Below are 19,186 nucleotides of genomic sequence, written 5' to 3'. Positions count from 1 at the left end.
GACCGCCGCTCGCTCAGCGGCAGCGCACCTGCGCCTGATTCTGGTCGATCGCCTTGCCGGCGAGCGCGCCGACCGCGCCGCCCAGCAACGTGCCGACGATCCGGCTATGGCCGCCGTCGATGACGTTGCCGAGGATGCCACCCGCCGCACCGCCAGCGATGAGGCCGGTCGTGCCGTCGCTGCGCTTGCAATAATAGCGGCCGTCATTGCCCGCATAGACGCGGTCGTTGGGGCTCAGCACGCGCTCTTGCGCGCCGGGACGATAGTAGCGGGCGGGATCGTAGCCGTTTTCGTACCGGTCGTCGTCGCGATCGTCGTAGCGCTGGTCGTCATAGCCGCCCGGCACCGGCGCCTGGCGATAGCCGCCCGGGCCCGGCGTGCCGCGCAGCGCACGATAGCGGTCGAATTCGGAACGGTAGCGCGCCATCTCGGCATCGAACCGCTGTTGCGCGGCGGCGAAGCGGGCATCGTCGGCGGCGGACTGGGCGATCGCCGGGGCGGTCGCGGCGAGGCTCGCGCAGACCGCGGCGGACAGCAGAAGGGACCTGAACATCGGGATGATCCTTTAAGGGACCCGTGAAGTCGGGTCCGCAACGAGCATAATCCGATCCGACCTTGGCGGTTCCTGAACGACCCTCACCCGATCGTGACGAAACTGTCCATCACGCGCTTGCGGCCCGCCGCCTCGAAGTCGATCTCGAGCTTGTTGCCTTCAATCTCGGCGATCGCGCCATAGCCGAACTTTTGGTGGAAGACGCGCAGGCCGACCGAAAGGTCGCTGCGCCCCTTGTTGCCGATGCTGACCGCGCTCGACCGGCTTTCGACGACGCGCGTCGGCGCGGTCGAGAAGCCCGAGCCACTGCCCGCCGCGCGCTGCCAGCCGGGTCCGCGGCCGGTACCGCGGCCGACGTCGGCGAAGGGGTCGGCGCGTTCGCTCCAGTTCGCGCGCCACAGGCTCTCCCCGCCCGACATCGTCGTCTCGGCATCGGTATGTTCGGGGGGCAGTTCGCCGACGAAGCGACTCGGAATGCTCGACGTCCACTGGCCGTAAATGCGGCGGTTGGCGGCGTGGAGGATCGTCGCGCGCCGCCGCGCGCGGGTGATCGCCACATAGGCGAGGCGGCGTTCCTCCTCGAGGCTCTTGGTGCCGCCCTCGTCGAGCGAGCGCTGCGACGGGAACAGCCCCTCCTCCCAGCCGACGAGGAAGACGGTGTCGTATTCCAGGCCCTTGGCGGCGTGGATCGTCATGATCGTCACCTGCGGGTCCTGGACGCCGCCCTCCTTGTCCATGACGAGGCTGACGTGTTCGAGGAACGCGCCGAGCGATTCATATTCCTCCATCGCGCGGACGAGTTCGGACAGGTTCTCGAGCCGGCCGGCGGCGTCGACCGATTTCTCCGCCTGCCACATGGCGGTATAGCCGCTCTCGTCGAGCAACTGGCGGGCGAGCTCGGCATGCGGCAGGTCGCGCGCCATGTCGCGCCAGCGGGCGATGTCGCCGACCAGGTTGCCGAGCGCGCGGCGCGCCTGCGGGGTCAGTTCGTCGGTGTCGAGGATGCGCGCCGCGGCGATGGTCAGCGGTATGCCCTCGATCCGAGCGAGCTGGTGGATCTTGGCGAGCGCCTTGTCGCCGAGCCCGCGCTTGGGGACGTTGACGATCCGTTCGAAGGCGAGGTCGTCGGACGGCTGGTTGACGATGCGCAGATAAGCGAGCGCGTCGCGAATCTCGGCGCGTTCGTAGAAGCGGAAGCCGCCGATGATGCGATAGGGCATGCCGATCGCGATGAAGCGGTCCTCGAATTCGCGCGTTTGATGCTGCGCGCGGACAAGGATGGCCACCTCGTCGAGGCTCTTGCCGCTGCGCTGTGCCGCCTCGATCTCCTCGCCGACGCGGCGCGCCTCCTCGGGGCCGTCCCAGACGCCGAGCACGCGCACCTTCTCGCCCGCGTCGAGTTCGGTCCACAAAGTCTTGCCGAGCCGGCCGCCGTTGTTGGCGATGACGCCCGAGGCGGCGCCGAGGATATGCGGCGTCGAGCGGTAATTCTGTTCGAGCCGGATCACCTTCGCACCCGGAAAGTCCTTCTCGAACTTGAGGATGTTCTCGACCTGCGCGCCGCGCCACGAATAGATCGACTGGTCGTCGTCGCCGACGCAGGCGATGTTCTTGCGCGCCTGCGCGAGCAGTCGCAGCCAGAGATACTGGACGACGTTGGTGTCCTGATATTCGTCGACCATGATGTATTTGAACCGCTCCTGGTACATTTTCAGCACCTCGGGATAGGTCTTGAGCACGGTCAGCATGTGCAGCAGCAAATCGCCGAAATCGCAGGCGTTGAGGGCCTTCAACCGCTCCTGATATTGCGCGTAGAGTTCGCCGCCGCGGCCGTTGGCATAGCGTTCGCTTTCGCCGGCATCGATATCGGCGGGAACCAGCCCCTTGTTCTTCCAGTCGTCGATCAGCCCGGCGAGACTGCGCGCGGGGAAACGCTTCTCGTCGAGATCGGCGGCGAGGATGAGCTGTTTCAGCAGCCGGAGCTGGTCGTCGGTGTCGAGGATGCTGAAATTGCTCTGCAGCCCGACCAGTTCGGCGTGGCGGCGCAGCATCTTGGCGCCGATCGCGTGGAAGGTGCCGAGCCACGGCATGCCCTCGACCGCGTCGCCGACGAGCCGGCCGACGCGCTCGCGCATCTCGCGTGCCGCCTTGTTGGTGAAGGTGACGCTGAGGATCTCGGACGGCCACGCCTTGCGCGTCCACAGCAGGTGCGCGAGCCGGGCGGTGAGCGCGGCGGTCTTGCCGGTGCCGGCGCCGGCGAGCATCAGCACCGGGCCTTCGGTGGTCAGGACCGCGTCGCGCTGCGGCGGGTTGAGCCCCTTGAGATAGGGCGGGTCCTGCAAGGCGTTGGCGGGGGCGCTGAGATCGGTCACCGGCGAACAGGTAGGGAACGGCGCGCGAGCGGGCAAGTCCGATCGGCGACCGGTCGTCATCAAGGCGACACCGGCATGTAACGCATGCGTAACGACCGACTGCTAGGGCGACCCCGCCGGCGGAATGGTCGGCTTCGTCCAGCCGGCGCCCGGGAGGCGCGCGGGGATCGAGCCGGCCCGCCGCGGCGAGTCCGATTTGCAGGAGTGTCATCATGAAGACGTCGCATCACGCCGCCATCGCGGCGGTCGCCTTGTCGTGCCTGTTCGCCGCGGTTCCGGGCGCCGCCATCGCTGCGGAGCGGGAGCCGGTGCAGGTCAAGGTGTCGGCCAAGGGGCTCGACCTGCACAGCGAATCGGGCCGGCGGTCGCTGGAAGGCCGCATCGTCCGCGCGGCGCGCGCGGCGTGCATCCCCAATGGAGCGACGCTGGAGATGCGGCTCGATGCGCTGCGCTGCGTCAGGGAGATGCGCGACGACGGCACGCGCCAGCTCGCGGCACGGGCGGGCGACGTGCGACTCGCCGGTCTGCACGACGCCGATCGTTCGGAATAAGGCTTTTCGCTCGGCGGCGCGGCGATCGCCGTCGCGTCGCGACGAGCGGTCAAGTCCATGAAAAATCGGGGCAGCCGCAAAGCGACCGCCCCGTAGTTCAGGGAGGGTCGGCCGACAGGGGAGGCGACCGACACGTCGCTACCCACAGGGGGAGAGGAGCAGCGACGTTCTCTGTCTAGGCGTGGATTGTTGCGAACGGATTTCACAACTGTTGCCCGCGACGATTTTTTCGCGATTAGAATGACCGCATGCCTTCGCCGTCCGCCACGCCGCCCGCGCCCGCCTCCGCCCGACGCATCCTGACCGCCAGCCTGGTCGGCACCGCGGTCGAGTTCTACGATTTCTACATCTACGCCACCGCCGCCGCTTTGGTGTTCGGCGAATTGTTCTTCCCTGCCGAGAGCAAGACCGCGCAGCAGATGCTGAGCTTCGCCAGCTTCGGCCTCGCGTTCATTGCGCGGCCGGTGGGCGCGATCGTGTTCGGTCATTTCGGCGACCGCGTCGGGCGCAAGTCGACCCTCGTCGCCAGCCTGATGTTGATGGGCGGGTCGACCGTCGCGATCGCCTTCCTGCCGACCTACGATCAGGTCGGCTGGGTCGCGCCGTTGCTGCTGTGCCTGCTGCGGCTGGGACAGGGGTTCGGGCTCGGCGGCGAATGGGGCGGGGCGGCGCTGCTCGCGGTCGAGAACGCACCGCCGCACCGCCGCAACACCTGGGGGATGTTCCCGCCGCTGGGTGCGCCGGTCGGCTTCCTGATGGCGAACGGACTGTTCCTCATCCTCGGGCTGGCGCTCGACGAGGCGCAGTTCCGGGCGTGGGGCTGGCGGCTGCCGTTCCTGGTCAGCGCGGTGCTGGTCGTGCTCGGGCTATGGGTGCGGCTGAAGCTCACCGAGACGCCCGCGTTCGTCGAGGCGGAGCAGGCGGAGGCGCTGCCCAAGGTGCCGATCGCGACGCTGATGCTGGACCATGGCCGCGCGGTGCTGGCGGGGACGGGCGGGGTGATCGCCTGTTTCGCGCTCTTCTATCTCGCGACCGCCTTTACGCTCGGCTACGGGACCAAGACGCTGGGATACGGACGCGAGGCGATGCTGGCGGTCGAACTGGTGGCGATCCTGTTCCTCGCCGCCGGGGTGATCGTCGCCAGCGTCACCGCCGATCGCACCGGTGCGCGACGGATGCTGGTGATCGGGTTTCTCGGCTGCATGGCCGCGGGCCTCGCGATGGGGCCGATGCTCGGCGCGGGCTCGCTCTTCGTCGTCTTCCTCTGGCTCGCCTTCGCCTTGTTCGTGATGGGCTTCGCCTACGGGCCGCTCGGCGGGTGGCTGCCGAGCCTGTTTCCGGCGGGGGTGCGCTATACCGGCGTGTCGATGACCTTCAACCTCGGCGGCATCCTCGGCGGCGCGGTCGCACCGATCGCCGCGGAGGCGCTGGCGCATCGCGGTCTGGGGTGGATCGGCCTGTATCTGGTCGGCGCGGGGCTGCTCAGCCTGGGCGGGCTGGCGTTGCTGCGGGGACGGCCCGCGGCGTAACGGCGCTACGCCTGCCGCAGCAGCGTCAGCCGTGCCTTGCCATGGACGCGGGTCGCATCGACGGTGAAGCCGGGCGGGGCGATCTCCTCCACCTTGGCGGTCTCGATGCTGACCCAGGTCGCCGGCGAGACCCAGCCGAGCCGCGCCAGCTTGTCGAGCGCGACGAGGCCGGCGCCGGTGCCGTAAGGCGGGTCCATCATGATGAGATCGAGCGCCGCCGGTGCGGGACCGAGCCCCATCACCGAGCCGGCACGCACGTCGGCGCGGGTGCCGAGCTTGGCGAGATTGCCCTTGAGTGCGTCGAGCGCCGCGCCGTCCTGTTCGACGAACAGGCACGAGGCGGCACCGCGCGACAGCGCTTCGATGCCGAGCGCGCCCGAGCCGGCGAAGAGGTCGGCGACGGCGAGCCCCTCGAAACTGCCGAGCCGGCTGGTCAGCATCGAGAACAGCGCCTCGCGCGTACGGTCGGCGGTGGGGCGGGTGGCGTCGCCCTTGGGTGCGACGAGCGGGCGGCCACGCCATTGGCCGGCGATCACCCTCATCGACGGCCGCCCTTTGGCGCGCCGCGCGGCGTCCCGCGGGGGGCGCCGCCGGGGGTTTTGGGACGCGGCGAGCCGCGACCGCCGGCGGGACCTCCGCTGCGGGGCGCATCGCCGCGCGGCGGGCGGGCGCCCGCGCGCGCCGGACGATTGCCGGCGGTGGACGAGCGCTGGCCGTCATTCGATCGGGTGCGACCGCCGTTGCGATCGTCGCCCTGCTCCCACGGCTTGATCGCCGAGCCACCGGTCGGGACTTTCGGCCGGTCGTCGTCGCGGGGCGGGCGGGTGTTCGACCGGGGCGGACGCGCGCCAGCGGGTTTGGCGTCGCCGGCACGGACCGCGCGGCGGGCATCGCCGAACCGGCCGCGGCCCGCATCACGCTCGTCGCCGCGATCCGCCCGCGGCACGAAGCGGCGGCCTTCCTGACGGGGAGCGTCGCGCTCGCCGCCGCGATCGGCGCGCGGAGTGAAGCGACGGCCTTCCTCCGAACCGGTGCGTTCGGCGCGGGGGGCGACGCGACGGGTGTCCTGACGACCGCCTGCCGACGACGCCGGCGTCGCGCCGGGACGAGCGGGACGCGTGGCGACGCCGGCCGGTGCCGCATCGCTGCGGCGGGGCGCGCGGCGACCTTCGCCGGTAGCGGGCGTGCGCGCCTGGGCCGGCCGTTCCTGCACGTCGCGCGGTGCCGGCACGTCTACGGGGCGCGGCCGGGCACGCGCCGGCCGGTTGGCGGTCGGTGCGGTGCGGAAGCCGTCGCGTGGCGCCTCGATCATCGGTTCGTCGGGCGCGCCGCCCTTCAGCGTGCGGCGGAAGGCGACGACCTCATGCTGCTTGACCTCGCCGACGCCGCCGACCGGCAGGTCGCCGAGGATGAACGGGCCGTAGCGGGTGCGGATCAGCCGGCTGACCTGCAATTCGAGATGTTCGAGCACGCGCCGCACCTCTCGGTTCTTGCCCTCGGTGATCGTGATCTCGATCCAGACGTTGGCGCCGGTGCGCCGCTCGATATTGGCGTCGATCGGGCCGTAGCGGATGCCGTCGATCTCGATGCCCTCGGCCAGGTCCTCGAGCTGCTGCTGCGTGACATTGCCGTAGGCGCGCGCGCGATAGCTGCGCTCGACCCCGGTCGCCGGCAGTTCGAGCTGGCGCTTGAAGCCGCCGTCGGTGGTCAGCAGCAGCAGCCCCTCGGTATTGAGGTCGAGCCGGCCGACCGGCACCAGCCGCGGCAGGTCGTCGGGCAATCGGTCGTAGATCGTCGGCCGCCCCGCCGGGTCATGCTCGGTGACGAGCAGGCCGGTCGGCTTGTGATAGAGGAACAGACGCGTCGGTTCGGGCGGCGCGACCGGCTCGCCGTCCACGGTGACGCCGGCGAGTGAGCGCAGCACCGTCGCGGGCGTGTCGAGCGGCTTGCCGTCGAGCGCGACGCGCCCGTCGGCGATCATCCGTTCGATTTCGCGGCGGCTCGCGACGCCGGCGCGGGCGAGCAGTTTCGCGATCCGGTCGCCGGTGCGGGGTTCGGGGGTTTGGGCCATGCTCCGCCCATAACGCGCATTCGTCCAAGCTGCGAAAATATTTGCGTCCGAAGCTGCGTGCGTGCGTTATGTCGCGGAGGCGTAACGAATACCCTGACGCCACGCGGAGCGCATCGATGCTGTTCGGGAGGAAGAAGCGCCAGATCGTGCGCCTGCTGGTCGTCGAGGACGAACCGTTGATCGCCTTCGACGTCGAGCACCTGCTGACCGATGCGAGCTATCAGATCGTCGCGACGGTGGACCGGGTCGCCGATGCGGTTCGCGTGCTGCGCTCGGATGCGGAGGTCGATCTGGTGCTGGTCGACGTGCATCTCGCCGACGGATCGGGGCTCGACGTCGCGCGCGCCGCGGGCGAGGGCGGTGTGCCGGTGTTGTTCGTCACCGGCAACTTTCCGGCCGAGGCGATGCCGCTGGCGGCCGGCTGCCTCGCCAAGCCCTACCAGCAGCGCGACCTGATCGGCGCGATCGAGGCGATCGAAGCCAAACGCGCCGGCCGCAAGACCAAGCGCCTGCCGTCGGGGTTCCAGTTGTTCGAGGCGCCGGCGGGATAAGACGGGTCGGGATACATCCCGACGCCGTTCGTGCTGAGCTTGTCGAAGCACGGTGGGTCCTGCCGCCCTTCGACCGGCTCAGGGTGAACGGTATGGGATGGGGCGATGACTTCGGTCCCCGCCCCATTCGCAAAGCCGCTAGGCGCACGCGAAATTGACGTTAGTGTCGCGCCGATGACCGGCAATAACCTGTATTTCCTGATCGTCGTCGCGCTCGTGCTTGTGCTGATCGTCGCGATGCGGCGCTCCGCGGCGCTGTGGGCGCGGCTCGCGCCGCTGGCACCTTATGCCGAGCGCGGCCCGATCGCGGTGTTCTTCATGGGGATATCCTCGGGGCTCGCCTTCACGATGATCGGCGCGACGCTGACCACGCGGCTGAAGCAGGACGGGCTCGACAAGAGCACGATCACCGCCTTCACGCTCGGCTTTCTCGTCTACAATCTCAAGCCGTTATGGGCGTGGATGGTCGATGGCGTGCGGCTGCCGCTGATCGGCAGGCTGGGGCAGCGGGTGTCGTGGGTGTTGCTGTCGGGCGTGCTGGTGATTCTCGCGGTCGCCAACCTCGCCTTCGTCGATCCCGCCGCCAGTCTGCAGGCGACGATCATCGCGACGGTGCTAGTCGGCTTTGCCGGCGCGACCTATGACATCGTCATCGACGCCTATCGCATCGAGACACTGGAACCCGAGCAGATGGGCATCGGCTCGGGCATGACGCAATATGGCTGGCGGATCGGTTCGGTACTCGCCGGCGCGCTGGCGTTGGTGATCGCCGCTCGCTCGAACTGGCATGTCGCCTATCTCGCCTGCGTGCTGTTCGCCTTTCCGGCGATGATCGTCGCGCTGGTCCGCGGCGAGCCGCATCGGCGCCGCGAGCCGATCAAGCGGCATGGCGCACGCGACATCGCTGCATCGATCGTCAGCCCGTTCCTCGAATTCTTCCGCCGCCACGGTGCCTTCATCATCCTCGCCTTCATCCTGCTGCACAAGATCGGCGACACTTTGGGGCAGCAGGCGCTGCGGCTGTTGCTCGACGACCTCCATTTCAGCAACGACGAGATCGCGCTGTACGATGTCGTCATCGGCTTCTGGGCGTTCTGGATCGGGATCGCGGTCGGCGGCGTGCTTTACGCGCGCATGGGGCTGAAGCGCTCGGTGATGCTCAGCCTCGTGCTGATGATGGTTTCCAACGCCGCCTTTGCGCTGCTCGCCGGGGCGGGGCACAGCAACCTCGGTCTGGCCGGGGCGATGGCATTCGAAAATCTCGCCAGCGGCATCGGCGGCGTAACCGTCGTCGCCTATTTCTCGGCATTGTGCGACCTGCGCTTCACCGCCGCGCAATATGCGCTGATCTCGGCGGCGGCGAGCATCGTCGGCCGCGTGCTGACGGCGACGACGACCGGGCGGCTGGTGGACAGTTTCGGCTATGTCGCTTTCTATTGGGGGACGACGGTCGCGGCGCTGCCCGGCGTGCTGCTGTTCTGGTGGATGTGCCGGTCGGGCCTGATCGACCGGTCGATCGGCAGCGCCGGCGTGGCGGGCGAAGGTGACGTGCGCGACACGCCCCAAGCCTAGACGCAGATCGGGCGGCCGTCGTCGGCGAAGGCGGTCGCCACCGCCGCGACGCTCGCCAGCACCGCGTCGACGCGGCGGACGCCGAGCAGGTCGCCGAGCAGCAGCCGTGCGGTGTCGGGCGCGGTCTCGACGCGGGCGAGGATGGTGAGCATCGTCCGCTCCGCCGCGGTCATCCGCGCGCAGCAGCAGGGCGCGATCGCGATCGTCCCCGCCGCGGTACCGGCGAGATCCGCCATCAGCGCGCGCATCAGCACCAGCGGCCGGCGGAATTCCTGCCCGAAGGCGGTGAACAGCGCGTGGCTGGCGCGTGCGTCGTGCAATCCCTGCGCGCCCATCCGGCGCAGCGCGAACAACGCGATCCGCGCATTGGGGCAGGCGGGGAGCGCATAGGGCAGGGCTGCGATCGTGGTGGTGAGGTCGGACATCGGGGCAACTCCTGTGGTCGTCCCGAACACTCAACAATCCGCTATTGCAAGTCAATCGCAATCAGCGCGTCATTGCGGATACTCGTCGTTCAGGCGGAGCGCTTCACCGGCAAGATAGAGCGAACCGGCGATCAGCACGACCGGCGCAGCGGTTTCTCCCGCCAGATCGAGCGCTTGCGGCAGATCGTCGGCGACTCCGGCGGCGACGCCGAGTTCCCCGGCCAGCGCGGCGAGCGTGGCGGGGGCGTGACAGGCGTGACCGGGGACCGGCACCGCGATCATCCGCGACACCGCGGGGGCGAGCAGGCGCAGCACCCCGCGCGCATCCTTGTTGGCGAGCATGCCGAGGACGATCACCACCGGCCGGTCGCCGGCGAGCGTGCGCAGCGCGCGTGCCACCGGCTGCGCGGCGGAGGGATTGTGCGCGCCGTCGAGCCACAGGTCGCTGCCGGCCGGCAGGCGATCGTGGAGCGGTCCGGCGCCGAGTCGCTGCATGCGCGCGGGCCATTGCGCCCAATCGGCGGCGGCGCGCATCGCCGCCTCCGGAATGGCCAGCGCGCCCTGATGGCGCAGCATCGCGATGGCGAGCGCCAGATTGCGCGACTGATGCGGACCGACCAGTCGGGGCCGATCGGTGACGACCGCAAAGCCGCCGTCGCGATAGCGCATCGTTTGGCGCGCGGTTTCGCTCCACCAGTCGAGGTTGCGCGCGATGACGGGAGCGCCGGCGGCGGCGGCGACCGCCGCGACGCGGGCGCGGCAGGGGGCGGGATAGTTCATCGTCACCAGCGGCACGCCCGGCTTGGCGATCCCCGCTTTCTCGCCGGCGATGTCGACGATGCGGCTGCCGAGAAAGGCCTCGTGGTCCATGCCGAGCGCCGCGACGCCGGTGACCGCGGGACGGGCAATGACGTTGGTCGCGTCGAGCCGGCCGCCGAGGCCGACCTCGACGATCGTCGCGGCGGCGGGGGTGCGCGCGAAGGCGAGAAAGGCGGCGGCGGTGGTGACCTCGAAGAAGCTCGCGCCGATGCCGTCGGCATGGTCGAGCACCTCGGATAGCAGGGCGGCGAGCGCGGCGTCGTCGATCAGCCGCCCGGCAGTGCGGATGCGCTCGTTGAAGCGGACGAGATGCGGGCTGGAGAAGACGTGGACGTCATGCCCCGCCGCCTCGATCGCCGCGCGCAGGAAGGCGCAGGTCGAGCCCTTGCCGTTCGTACCGGCAACGTGGAACACCGGCGGCAGCGCCAGATGCGGGTCGCCGAGCCGCGCGAGCAACGTAGTGATACGGTCGAGGCCGAGGATATCGGCGCCGGGGGAGAGCGACCACAGCCGGTCGAGCTGCTGCTGGACGGCGGGATCGGTGGAGGTGGCGTGGTCTGGCATTTGTTGGAGTCCGGGGGTCCGCTTGCCAAATTCCCTTCGTCACCTCGGAACACGTCCGGGGTGACGACGTGGGTGGGACAGCGTTCCCCCGGTTACGCCGCCTGCGCCACCGACAGATAGCCGATCACCGTCGCCAGCCGCTCGCGCAGCTCCTTGCGGTGGACGACCATATCGAGCATGCCGTGGTCGAGCAGATATTCGGCGCGCTGAAAGCCTTCGGGCAGCTTCTCGCGGATCGTGCTCTCGATCACGCGCTGGCCGGCGAAACCGATCAGCGCATTGGGTTCGGAGATCTGCACGTCACCGAGCATCGCATAGCTCGCGGTGACGCCGCCGGTGGTCGGATCGGTCAGCACGACGACATAGGGCAGGCCGGCGTCGTGCAGCATCTGGATCGCGACCGTGCTGCGCGGCATCTGCATCAGGCTCAGGATGCCCTCCTGCATACGCGCGCCGCCCGCGGCGGTGAAGATCACATAGGGAGCCTTCTCGCGGATCGCTTCCTCGACGCCGCGGACGAACGCCTCGCCGACCGCGAGCCCCATCGAGCCGCCCATGAAGGCGAAATCCTGCACCCCCATCACGACGCGATGGCCGAGGATCGTGCCGCGCGCGTTGATCAGCGCGTCCTGTTCGTGCGCCGAGGTGCGCGCCGCCTTGAGCCGGTCGGTATAGCGCTTGGAATCGCGGAACTTGAGCGGATCCTCGGGCACCTTGGGCACTGGCAGTTCGGCGCAGCTGCCCTCGTCGAGGATCTGTGCGAAGCGCAGCTTGGGGCCGATGCGCTCGTGATGATCGCATTTCGGGCAGACGTAGAGGTTCTCCTCCAGCTCCTTGGTGAAGACCATCTGCCCGCAGCCCTTGCACTTGTGCCAGAGGTTCTCGTCGGACGATTCACGCTTGGCGACGAAGGGCAAAGCGTTGCGGACGTTGGTGATCCAGCTCATCGGATGACCTTTCGCGACGAGGCCAGCGCCTCGCTGAGGGAGTGGACGTAGGTGCGCACCGCATCGGGCGCGGCGGCGCCGTGGGTGGCGACCAGCTCGACGATCGCCGAGCCGACGACGACGCCGTCGGCGACCGCGCCGATTGCGGCGGCCTGTTCGGGGGTGCGGACGCCGAAGCCGACCGCGACGGGCAGGTCGGTGGTCGCCTTGAGCCGCGCGACCGCCTGGTCGATCGAGCCCTGCGCCGCCTGCTGCAGCCCGGTGATGCCGGCGACCGAGACGTAATAGAGGAAACCGCTCGCGCCATCGAGCACGCGCGGCAGGCGCGCGGCGTCGGTGGTCGGCGTGGCGAGGCGGATCGGATCGATGCCGCGCGCGCGCAGCTCCGGCCCCAGCGCATCGTCTTCCTCGGGCGGGATGTCGACGCAGATCACGCCATCGACGCCCGCCGCCGAGGCCGCCTCGGCGAACCAGTCGGGGCCGCGGCGCAGCATCGGATTGGCATAGCCCATCAGCACCAGCGGCACCTCGGGATGCCGGGCGCGAAAGGCGGTGGCGATGGCGAGGATGTCGGCGGTCCGCGTGCCGGCGGCGAGGCTGCGCAGGTTCGCCTCCTGGATCGCCGGGCCGTCCGCCATCGGATCGGTGAACGGCATGCCGAGCTCGATCACGTCGGCGCCGCCCGCGACGAGCGCGTCGAGGATCGCGCCGGTCGCATCAGGCGTCGGATCACCGGCGGTGACGAAGGTCACCAGCGCCGGGCGGCCCTTGGCAAAGGCGTTGGCGAGCCGCTGGCTCATATCGCCACCCCGAGAGCGTCGGCGACGGTGAAGATATCCTTGTCGCCGCGACCGCAGAGGTTGGCGAGGATGATCTGGTCGTCGCGCATCGTCCGCGCGCGCACCGCCACCGCGGCGATCGCATGCGCCGGCTCGAGCGCGGGGATGATCCCCTCGGTGCGGCAGAGCAACTGAAAGGCGTCGAGCGCGTCCTTGTCGGTCGCGCTGGTATATTCGACGCGGCCGATATCGCGCAGCCAGGCGTGTTCGGGGCCGATGCCGGGATAGTCGAGTCCGGCCGAGATCGAATGACCCTCGGCGATCTGGCCGTCCTCGTCCTGCAACAGATAGGTCTTGTTGCCGTGGAGCACGCCGGGGAAGCCGCCCGCCAGACTGGCGGCATGTTCGCTGCCGTCGAGCCCGTGGCCCGCCGCCTCGACCCCGAGCATCCCGACCGCGGGATCGTCGAGGAACGGATGGAACAGGCCGATCGCATTCGAGCCGCCGCCGATCGCCGCGCAGAGCAGGTCGGGCAGGCGGCCGGTGCGGGCGAGCATCTGCGCGCGCGCCTCGCGACCGATGATGCTCTGGAAGTCGCGGACCAGCTCCGGATACGGATGCGGGCCGGCGGCGGTGCCGATGATGTAGAAGGTGTCGTGGACGTTGGCGACCCAGTCGCGCAGCCCCTCGTTCATCGCGTCCGACAGCGTCGCCGCGCCGCTGGTCACCGGGCGGACCTCGGCGCCGAGCAGCTTCATGCGGAAGACGTTGGGCTGCTGCCGCGCGACGTCCTTCGCGCCCATGTAGATGACGCACGGCAGGCCGAAGCGCGCGCAGACTGCGGCGGTGGCGACGCCATGCTGGCCGGCGCCGGTTTCGGCGATGATCCGCGTCTTGCCCATCCGGATCGCGAGCAGGATTTGGCCGATGCAATTGTTGATCTTGTGCGCGCCGGTATGGTTGAGTTCGTCGCGCTTGAACCAGATCTGCGCGCCCATGCCGGGCTCCGCGCCCTCGCGCACCGCCTCGCTCAGCCGTTCGGCGTGATAGAGCGGGCTGGGGCGGCCGACATAATGTTCCATGAGGTCGTCGAACTGCGCGGCGAAGGCCGGGTCGGCCTTGGCGGCGCGATATTCGCGATCGAGGTCGAGGACCAAGGGCATCAGCGTCTCGGCGACATAGCGGCCGCCGAACTGGCCGAAGTGGCCGCGCTCGTCGGGCTGCGCGCGATAGGTGTTGGGGGCGTTCATGACTGCGTCGCTTTAAGGAAGGCGCCGATCTTGTCCATATCCTTGACCCCCGGCGCGGATTCGACGCCTGACGAGACGTCGACCAGCGACGCGCCGGTGCGCGCGATCGCCTCGCCGACATTGGCGGGGTCGAGCCCACCCGACAGCGCCCACGGCAAATGGTGGCGGAAGCCGTCGAGCAGCGCCCAGTCGAACCGCAAACCCATGCCGCCGGGGAGTTTCGCGTCGTCCGGGGTCTTGGCGTCGTAGAGGATGCGATCGGCAGCGCCGGCGAAAGCGCGGGCCGCGTCGAGGTCGGCGCGGGTCTTCACCGCCACCGCGGCCCAGCTTTCGAGACCGCTGCGGGCACGGATCGCGGCGACGCGGGACGCGGCGGTCTTGTGGAGCTGCACCGCGTCGATCGTGCCGCTGGCCACCGCCTCTTCGACCAGCGCATCGTCGGGATCGACGAACACGCCGACGCGGCGGACGTGCGAGGGCACGCGCGCGGCGAGCTGGGCCGCGCGCGCGAAATCGAGATGGCGCGGCGACGGTGGAAAGAAGACGAAACCGACATGGCTCGCGCCGTGCCGCAACGCGGCATCGAGCGTCTCGGGCGTGGAGAGGCCGCAGATCTTGGTGTGGACGGGCATGATTGCGCGTGTCGGCGTTCGGCGGGGGAAGTGCAAGGGTTCGGCGGCTACGGGCCGATCGCATTCAGCCGTCACCCTCACCCGTCGCCGCCTCCGGCGGCTTTTCCCTCTCCCGGCGGGAGAGGGAAGGGGCCCGCCGCCGTAGGCGGTGGGAAGGGTGAGGATCGATCGGGTCCTACAGCGTCCCGCCGATCGCCCGCGCGGCGGCGTCGGGATCTTCTGCCTGCGTGATCGGGCGGCCGATGACGAGGATCGAGGCGCCCGCATCGAGCGCGGCGCGGGGGGTGACGACGCGCTTCTGGTCGCCGGCCGGGCCATCGGCGGGGCGGACGCCGGGGACGACGAAGAAGCCCTTGGGCCACGCCTTCTTCGCCGCGGCGACTTCGGCGCCCGAGCAGACGATGCCGTCGATCCCCGCCTCATGCGCCAGTTCCGTGAGGCGCAGGACCTGGTCGTGCGCGCTGCCGCCGATGCCGGTGGCGGCGAGATCGCTCGCGTCGAGGCTGGTCAGCATCGTCACCGCGACGACCTTGGTGTTGAGCGGTGCCGCCGCCTTGGCGTCCTCGAGCATCGCGCGGCCGCCGCTGGCGTGGACGGTCAGGATCGCGGGCTCGATCGGGCTCAAGGCCTGCACCGCCTTGGCGACGGTGTTGGGGATGTCGTGCAGCTTGAGATCGAGGAAGATCGGCAGGCCGAGCTCCGCCATCTCGCGCACGCCATGCTGGCCGTGCGCGCAGAAGAATTCGAGGCCGAGCTTGATGCCGCCGATATGCGCGCGGGTGCGGGTGGCGATCGCCTTGGCGCGGGCGAGATCGGGCGTGTCGATCGCGACGTAGATCGGGCTCATGCCGGGCGTCCGTCGAGCGTCGGGTCGGCCGGCACGACCGGCTCGGCCGCAACGGGTGCGGGCATCGCCGGTGCGGCCCGCTGGTCGACCAGCAGCCGCTCGCACGCCGCGAGACGCTGGCGCAGTCGCCAGCGCACCGTGCCGAGGTACAGATAGGTCGGCAGGAAGCCGAGCAGGAAAGTGACGAGCAGCAGCAGCGGCAGGTTCACGTCGGCGATCAGGCCGCTCCACAGATTGATCTGGACGCCGGTCCAATTGCCATAGGTGAACAGCGCCGCGACGAACGCGAGCAGGAACCAGAACAGGATCTTGAGGAACTGCATGCAACACTCCTGAGGAGCGGCGAGGGTAGCCGGGGCGCGCGCCGATGGCCAGAGGGGGCGGTCCTCTCCCGGAAGGGCAGGGCTATCGCCTACGAGCGTCTGTCTGCTCTGGCCGAACTTCCAAAGCCACTCCGTCATCCCGGCCTTGTGCCGGCATCCCGCTTCTTCGGAGGGTATGAAGAAGCGGGATGCCGGATCAGGTCCGGCATGATAGGGAGATATGTAACATCGCAACCCCCTGAAACAGCCTGCCCTTGCAGGGAGAGAGTCTCGTCACCCCACCTCCACCCGCAAACTCGCGATCAGCGCCGGGATCGCCGTCAGCCGCGGTTCCTCCTCGTCGAGGATCGCGCGGAAGGCGGCGCGCTTGATCGCGGCGACGCGGCCGGGCTTCATCCGCACCTGCGCGGGCAGCGTCGAGACGCAGATGTCGATCATCCGCTCGGCACCGTGGAGGCGGCCCCAGAGATAGTCGTTCTCGCGATAGGCGCGGCTAAAGAACGCGCCGAAGCTGTTGAACTGAATGCCCTTCAGCGTCGCCTCCGCACCGCCCGCGCGGATCGCGGTGGCGTCGTCGGGAGCGATGCGATCGACCTTGATCGGATCGAATTCGTCCAGCCCCTCGCCCTGTAACAAGGGCAAGGTCGCGGTGTCGAAATAGGGGAAGCCGAGATAGGCGAGCAGCAACGCCCGCCGCATCGGCCGGTCGAGCGTCGCGAAGGCGTGCGCCAGCCGCCGGTCCGTATCGCCGTCCAATGTCGTGAGGTCCAGCGCCGCGCCGAGCGCGTCGAGCAGCGGCGCGGCATCGCCGCTGCGCAGGCGGCGGACGTGGTGGCCGAGCTCGGGATGCTGGTCGGCGCGCTGGCGGTCGAGATAGGCGGCGAGCGAGGCATAGATCGCCTCGCGCATCGCGCTCGCCTCGCCCGCGGCACCGTCATGCTGCGCCTCGATCTCCTCCAGCCGCCGCGCCATCAGCCGCAGCCGGCGGATGCGGAAGCCGAGGTCGAAGGTGCGCAGGAAGTCGATCGTCGCCGTGCTCTCCTTGCCCGAGAAGCTCGGCGCGAGCCCGCCGAAGCCGCGTTCGGCGATCGCCGCCTCGATACGCGCGCGGATGCGGCGCCAGCGTTGCTGGCCGGGCTCGCCGCCGACCTGGTAAAGCAGGCCGGTGATCGTCTCGACCACGCCGCTGAGCTTGAGATGGCCGTATGCGGCGTAGCTGTAGCCGGCGCGCGTCGCCGCCGCGGTCTGCGCGCGGCGTCGCCAGGCGACCAGCCGCGCCGGCGTCGGCCGGTTGAGGAACAAGGTGTGGCCGAAGAGCTGCTCGATCTCCTCCTCGACCGCGGGGCGCAGCGCGGTGACGATGCCGCGCATCCGGTCGATCCGGCCGGAGCGCTCGGCGAGCGCATCGAGATTGTCGCGGATCGGCTGCTGGCGCGGCAGGTCGCTGAGGGCGCCGAGGATCGTCTGGAAGAAGCCGGGCTTCTCGCCGCCCGAACCGAGCCGGATCTTGATGCCCGGCGAAGGGTCGATGTAGACGAAGCGGCGATCGATCTCGCGCCGCGCCGGCCGCTCCTTGAGCGCGTCGATCGCCGGCCGGAACGGCGCGTTGGCGAGCACCGATCCGTCGATCAGCACCGCTTTGTCGACTTGGTTGGCGGCGAACTGCCGTGGCAGCGCACGCTTGAGGAAGGCGGCGCGGCCCGGCCAGTCGATGCCGCGCGCCGCGAGCACGTCGTCAAGCTCGCCGACGGTGAACGGCGGGAAGGCCCCCGGAAAGCTCGACGTCGCGCGCGCCGCGAAGGCTAGGTCGGGCATCGCGCCGATCACGCCGCCGCTGGCATGATCGGAGAAGCCGAGCACGACGCGATGCTCGGTCTCCATCACCTCGGGCGGCGAATTGAGGCGCAGCCGTTCGGGATGGCCGGTGAAATCGGTGCAGGTGACGAACAGGTCGAGCGGCTGGCCGTCGGGCAGCAGCCGCGGCCCCGCCGTCGATCGTGCCATCGCCGCGAAGGCGTCGAGCAGCAGCCCGGTGAAGGTCGCACCGCCGAACGGCGGCTCGAACCAGCGCGAGCGGACGAAATGCGACAATTTGGTCCGCACCTCGTCCTGCGTCGCCTCGTCGAGCGCCTCGACCTTGTCCTTGCTGCGCCCCGCCGCGACCCAGGCGAGCGGCAGCGCCCATAGTTTCGAGAAGCGGCTGGCGGGTGCGGCATCGGGATCGATCAGCGCCTCGACATCGGCGGAGGTCAGCCACAGATCGGTGAGCGGTTCGAGGCTCTGCCCGGTGGCGATCGCCTGCGCGAGGAAGATGCCGTTGATCCCGCCCGCCGACGCACCGGCGATGATGTCGGCGAGAACGCGCAGCCGGATGCCGGCGAGCGCCTCGATCTCCTCGATCAGCGCGGCATAGACCGCTTCGCTGCCGCCCTCCCGCGCATCGCCGGCATGGTAGGCGCAGCTCGCGCGCACCAGATGCCACACCTCCTTGGTGATGCCGTGCATATAGACCGCAAGGCTGATCCCGCCGTAGCAGACCAGGGCGAGGCGCAGTTCCTTCTCGCGCATCAGGCGGGCGCCAGCGTCGCCCAGATCGGCAGATGATCCGAGGTCTTGCGCGCCGCGGCGCTGGCATGGACGCCGCACTCGGCGACGGTCAGCTCGGGCGACACCATGATCCGGTCGAGCCGCCCGACCGGCCGGCGCGCGTGGAAGCTCGGCCCGGTCGCGGCCATGCGATAGTCGCGGCAGAAGTCGCGCAGGCACCCTGCCGCGGCGGTCCATTCGTTGAGGTCGCCCATCAGCACGGTCGGATGGCGCAGCGTCGCGGTCTCGACATGTGCCATGATCGCCGCCGCCTGCCGCCGCCGCCACAGGCCGGAGAGGTCGAGGTGCATGCCGACGACGCGCAGCATGCCGGCATGCGTCTCGATATCCGCCATCACCGCGCCGCGCGGTTCGAGCGAGGGCAAATGGATCGGCGCGCGCTCGACCACCCGCGCCGACTTGCGCACGAGGATGACGTTGCCGTGCCAGCCCATCGACAGCGCGCGCATGCCGAATTCGACCGGCTTCCAGTCGCTGTGCTCGTCGAGCAGATGCGTCGGCAGCACCGATTCGCGCGTGCCGAAGCGGCGGTCCGCCTCTTGCAAGGCGATGACGTCGGCGTCGATCTCACGCAGCACCTCCAGCACCCGTTCCGGGTTGCGGCGACGGTCGAGACCGACGCCCTTGTGGATATTGTAGCTGGCGACTTTCAGGTGGCGTGAAACCATTGCGCGATCGTAACGCCCGTGCGCCGGTTTGGTGCCGACCCGGTGATCGGGCGCGTCACGTCTGCGAATGGCAACGCAATCAATATATTAGACGGGCCACCCATGTGTTGTAGCTCGACGGTGAAG

The 19,186-nt window shown here is 69.8% G+C and carries 18 protein-coding genes; 4 read left to right on the top strand and 14 right to left on the bottom strand.

The window, feature by feature from the left end; all coding sequences use genetic code 11:
- Positions 1-13 precede the first annotated feature (13 nt).
- Both MC45_RS03685 and MC45_RS03680 read right to left on the bottom strand, forming a co-directional pair.
- Positions 14-553 (bottom strand): glycine zipper 2TM domain-containing protein, encoded by a 540-nt coding sequence (locus MC45_RS03685; protein WP_038659658.1) that lies wholly within the window; start codon positions 551-553, stop codon positions 14-16.
- Positions 554-636: 83 nt separating this feature from the next.
- Complete coding sequence (locus tag MC45_RS03680; RefSeq protein ID WP_038659655.1) at positions 637-2,925, bottom strand: ATP-dependent helicase; 2,289 nt, start codon at positions 2,923-2,925, stop codon at positions 637-639.
- 212 nt (positions 2,926-3,137) lie between these two features.
- On the opposite strand from MC45_RS03680, the gene MC45_RS03675 reads away from it, so the two are divergent.
- Both MC45_RS03675 and MC45_RS03670 read left to right on the top strand, forming a co-directional pair.
- Positions 3,138-3,476 (top strand): UrcA family protein, encoded by a 339-nt coding sequence (locus tag MC45_RS03675; protein WP_038659652.1) that lies wholly within the window; start codon positions 3,138-3,140, stop codon positions 3,474-3,476.
- 248 nt (positions 3,477-3,724) lie between these two features.
- Positions 3,725-5,005: an MFS transporter gene (locus MC45_RS03670; protein ID WP_038659649.1), complete on the top strand. Its 1,281-nt coding sequence runs from the start codon at positions 3,725-3,727 to the stop codon at positions 5,003-5,005.
- A 5-nt stretch (positions 5,006-5,010) separates the two neighbouring features.
- Here the strand turns inward: MC45_RS03670 and rsmD are convergent, their stop codons facing one another.
- Complete coding sequence (gene rsmD / locus MC45_RS03665; protein ID WP_038659647.1) at positions 5,011-5,547, bottom strand: 16S rRNA (guanine(966)-N(2))-methyltransferase RsmD; 537 nt, start codon at positions 5,545-5,547, stop codon at positions 5,011-5,013.
- Positions 5,544-7,076, bottom strand: coding sequence for a pseudouridine synthase (locus tag MC45_RS03660; protein ID WP_038659644.1), 1,533 nt, complete (start codon positions 7,074-7,076; stop codon positions 5,544-5,546). The genes rsmD and MC45_RS03660 overlap by 4 nt, the downstream gene beginning before the upstream one ends.
- A gap of 116 nt (positions 7,077-7,192) precedes the next feature.
- Between MC45_RS03660 and MC45_RS03655 the strand changes: the two genes are divergently transcribed.
- Entirely contained in the window at positions 7,193-7,627 is a 435-nt protein-coding gene (locus MC45_RS03655; protein WP_038659641.1) for a response regulator, read from the top strand.
- Positions 7,628-7,864: 237 nt separating this feature from the next.
- Complete coding sequence (locus MC45_RS03650) at positions 7,865-9,199, top strand: AmpG family muropeptide MFS transporter (RefSeq protein WP_052075774.1); 1,335 nt, start codon at positions 7,865-7,867, stop codon at positions 9,197-9,199.
- On the opposite strand, the gene MC45_RS03645 is transcribed toward MC45_RS03650, so the two are convergent.
- From MC45_RS03645 to MC45_RS03600, 10 genes are all read right to left on the bottom strand, one after another.
- On the bottom strand, positions 9,196-9,624 hold the full coding sequence (locus MC45_RS03645; RefSeq protein ID WP_038659638.1) for a DUF6628 family protein: 429 nt from the start codon (positions 9,622-9,624) through the stop codon (positions 9,196-9,198). The two genes, MC45_RS03650 and MC45_RS03645, sit on opposite strands and share 4 nt — an antisense overlap.
- A gap of 69 nt (positions 9,625-9,693) precedes the next feature.
- Positions 9,694-11,007 carry a bifunctional folylpolyglutamate synthase/dihydrofolate synthase gene (locus tag MC45_RS03640; protein WP_038659635.1) on the bottom strand — a complete coding sequence of 438 codons (1,314 nt, stop codon included), beginning with the start codon at positions 11,005-11,007 and terminating at the stop codon, positions 9,694-9,696.
- A gap of 92 nt (positions 11,008-11,099) precedes the next feature.
- Positions 11,100-11,954: an acetyl-CoA carboxylase, carboxyltransferase subunit beta gene (accD, locus tag MC45_RS03635; RefSeq protein WP_038659632.1), complete on the bottom strand. Its 855-nt coding sequence runs from the start codon at positions 11,952-11,954 to the stop codon at positions 11,100-11,102.
- Positions 11,951-12,754 (bottom strand): tryptophan synthase subunit alpha, encoded by an 804-nt coding sequence (trpA, locus tag MC45_RS03630; protein ID WP_038659629.1) that lies wholly within the window; start codon positions 12,752-12,754, stop codon positions 11,951-11,953. The genes accD and trpA overlap by 4 nt, the downstream gene beginning before the upstream one ends.
- Positions 12,751-13,983, bottom strand: coding sequence for a tryptophan synthase subunit beta (gene trpB, locus MC45_RS03625; RefSeq protein WP_038659625.1), 1,233 nt, complete (start codon positions 13,981-13,983; stop codon positions 12,751-12,753). Before trpB ends, trpA begins: the two co-directional genes overlap by 4 nt.
- Positions 13,980-14,615: a phosphoribosylanthranilate isomerase gene (locus tag MC45_RS03620; protein WP_038659622.1), complete on the bottom strand. Its 636-nt coding sequence runs from the start codon at positions 14,613-14,615 to the stop codon at positions 13,980-13,982. Before MC45_RS03620 ends, trpB begins: the two co-directional genes overlap by 4 nt.
- A gap of 175 nt (positions 14,616-14,790) precedes the next feature.
- Entirely contained in the window at positions 14,791-15,462 is a 672-nt protein-coding gene (pyrF, locus tag MC45_RS03615; protein ID WP_038659619.1) for an orotidine-5'-phosphate decarboxylase, read from the bottom strand.
- On the bottom strand, positions 15,459-15,785 hold the full coding sequence (locus MC45_RS03610; protein ID WP_038659616.1) for a lipopolysaccharide assembly protein LapA domain-containing protein: 327 nt from the start codon (positions 15,783-15,785) through the stop codon (positions 15,459-15,461). Before MC45_RS03610 ends, pyrF begins: the two co-directional genes overlap by 4 nt.
- Before the next feature lie 273 nt (positions 15,786-16,058).
- Positions 16,059-18,353, bottom strand: a complete 2,295-nt coding sequence (locus MC45_RS03605) for a patatin-like protein (RefSeq protein WP_038659614.1) — start codon at positions 18,351-18,353, stop codon at positions 16,059-16,061.
- Entirely contained in the window at positions 18,353-19,060 is a 708-nt protein-coding gene (locus MC45_RS03600; RefSeq protein ID WP_038659610.1) for an endonuclease/exonuclease/phosphatase family protein, read from the bottom strand. Before MC45_RS03600 ends, MC45_RS03605 begins: the two co-directional genes overlap by 1 nt.
- Between the last annotated feature and the right edge of the window lie 126 nt (positions 19,061-19,186).

The organism is Sphingomonas taxi, from assembly GCF_000764535.1.
GTDB classification, from domain to species: Bacteria; Pseudomonadota; Alphaproteobacteria; order Sphingomonadales; family Sphingomonadaceae; genus Sphingomonas; species Sphingomonas taxi.
The sequence above is the reverse complement of the archived record's forward strand: the minus strand, read 5'-3'. Positions and strand labels throughout refer to the sequence as shown.

Coding starts and splice junctions, on each gene's coding strand:
- MC45_RS03660 (WP_038659644.1), bottom strand. CDS start 7,076: ATGGCCCAAACCCCCGAACCCCGCACCGGCGACCGGATCGCGAAACTG.
- MC45_RS03670 (WP_038659649.1), top strand. CDS start 3,725: ATGCCTTCGCCGTCCGCCACGCCGCCCGCGCCCGCCTCCGCCCGACGC.
- accD (WP_038659632.1), bottom strand. CDS start 11,954: ATGAGCTGGATCACCAACGTCCGCAACGCTTTGCCCTTCGTCGCCAAG.
- pyrF (WP_038659619.1), bottom strand. CDS start 15,462: ATGAGCCCGATCTACGTCGCGATCGACACGCCCGATCTCGCCCGCGCC.
- MC45_RS03645 (WP_038659638.1), bottom strand. CDS start 9,624: ATGTCCGACCTCACCACCACGATCGCAGCCCTGCCCTATGCGCTCCCC.
- MC45_RS03685 (WP_038659658.1), bottom strand. CDS start 553: ATGTTCAGGTCCCTTCTGCTGTCCGCCGCGGTCTGCGCGAGCCTCGCC.
- trpA (WP_038659629.1), bottom strand. CDS start 12,754: ATGAGCCAGCGGCTCGCCAACGCCTTTGCCAAGGGCCGCCCGGCGCTG.
- MC45_RS03600 (WP_038659610.1), bottom strand. CDS start 19,060: ATGGTTTCACGCCACCTGAAAGTCGCCAGCTACAATATCCACAAGGGC.
- MC45_RS03655 (WP_038659641.1), top strand. CDS start 7,193: ATGCTGTTCGGGAGGAAGAAGCGCCAGATCGTGCGCCTGCTGGTCGTC.
- MC45_RS03620 (WP_038659622.1), bottom strand. CDS start 14,615: ATGCCCGTCCACACCAAGATCTGCGGCCTCTCCACGCCCGAGACGCTC.
- MC45_RS03610 (WP_038659616.1), bottom strand. CDS start 15,785: ATGCAGTTCCTCAAGATCCTGTTCTGGTTCCTGCTCGCGTTCGTCGCG.
- rsmD (WP_038659647.1), bottom strand. CDS start 5,547: ATGAGGGTGATCGCCGGCCAATGGCGTGGCCGCCCGCTCGTCGCACCC.
- MC45_RS03675 (WP_038659652.1), top strand. CDS start 3,138: ATGAAGACGTCGCATCACGCCGCCATCGCGGCGGTCGCCTTGTCGTGC.
- trpB (WP_038659625.1), bottom strand. CDS start 13,983: ATGAACGCCCCCAACACCTATCGCGCGCAGCCCGACGAGCGCGGCCAC.
- MC45_RS03640 (WP_038659635.1), bottom strand. CDS start 11,007: ATGCCAGACCACGCCACCTCCACCGATCCCGCCGTCCAGCAGCAGCTC.
- MC45_RS03605 (WP_038659614.1), bottom strand. CDS start 18,353: ATGCGCGAGAAGGAACTGCGCCTCGCCCTGGTCTGCTACGGCGGGATC.
- MC45_RS03650 (WP_052075774.1), top strand. CDS start 7,865: ATGCGGCGCTCCGCGGCGCTGTGGGCGCGGCTCGCGCCGCTGGCACCT.